This window comes from Bradyrhizobium yuanmingense, from assembly GCF_029167105.1.
Lineage (GTDB): Bacteria > Pseudomonadota > Alphaproteobacteria > Rhizobiales > Xanthobacteraceae > Bradyrhizobium > Bradyrhizobium yuanmingense_A.
The window spans coordinates 1-1,098 of record NZ_JARFML010000119.1 but is presented as its reverse complement, the minus strand read 5'-3'; the positions used below and the strand labels follow the sequence as shown (position 1 = coordinate 1,098).

Annotated in this window: 1 protein-coding gene; it reads left to right on the top strand. The window is 61.4% G+C overall.

Annotated features, from left to right (window positions below):
• Nucleotides 1-59: 59 nt before the first annotated feature.
• A complete protein-coding gene (locus P0R31_RS40700; protein WP_275521236.1) occupies nt 60-1,019 on the top strand; it encodes an IS5 family transposase in 960 nt (319 codons plus the stop codon).
• The last annotated feature ends 79 nt before the right edge of the window (nt 1,020-1,098 follow it).

Genomic DNA, 1,098 nt, shown 5'->3' with positions numbered 1-1,098 from the left:
GGGCCTGTTGCGTAATTCGCCATTTGTGATTCCCTAGGGCAAAGCCTTGGAGGGTAGCGATGGCAGTGAAGCAGACGGGGCAGCCGAGTTTTATTGAGGGGTGGCTGCCGAAGGGAGCCGGGGCCAACGCGGCGCTGGATCGGTTGTCGGGCTTGGTCAAATGGTATCGGTTCGAGAAGCTGATGTCGCATTTGCGGGATGAGGCAGGCCCTGGCCGTCCGGGCTATCCGGTGCTGGTGCTGTTTCGTGCGCTGTTATTGCAATCACTTTATGGTCTTTCGGAGCGCGAGCTCGAGGAAGCGCTGGGCGATCGACTGTCGTTCAAGCGCTTCGTCGGTCTCAGTCTTGAGGATGCGACGCCTGATCACACGGTCCTGAACCGGTTTCGGAACCAGCTTGTTGAGCAAGGTCTGTTAGAGAAGCTGTTCGGTGAACTCGATCGTCAGCTTGAGAATGCTGGTGTCATCCTCAAGCGCGGCACGATGCTGGATGCGACCTTGATCCAGGCGGTGTCAGCGCCTCCGAAGGAGGAACAGCCGTCGAACGATCCCGATGCCCGGTTTGCCAAGCGACAAGGCAAAAGCGGCTCGACCTTCGGTTACAAGGCCCATGTTGGTGTCGATGAGGGCTCCGGCCTGATCCGGTCGGTGCTGACCACGCCTGCCAATGTCAACGACACGACACCGGCCGACGAACTGATCCGCGGTGACGAAGCTGTGGTGTGGGCCGATGCGGCCTACGACACCCATGCCCGGCGGACTCGACTGAAAGCGGAAGGCAAGAAGCCCCGCATCGCGCGCCGCCCGAACCGGCATCACCCGGAGCTGCCGCCGAGGCTCAAGCGCTACAACCTTCTCATCGCACGACGACGGGCAACGGTGGAGACCACCTTCGCTACCCTCAAACGCCGGATGCGGCTCACCTGCATCCGCTATGTCGGTCTCGCCAAGGCAAGCGGGCAAGTTTTGCTCGCCTCCATCGCGTTCAATATGAGGCGGTGGGCCACGATCACCGCCTGAACTGCCCGCCGAGGGTGGCAATTACAAACTCGGACCGCAATCCACGCGACTGCGGCCCTCTATCCTGACGTCTTCGGCC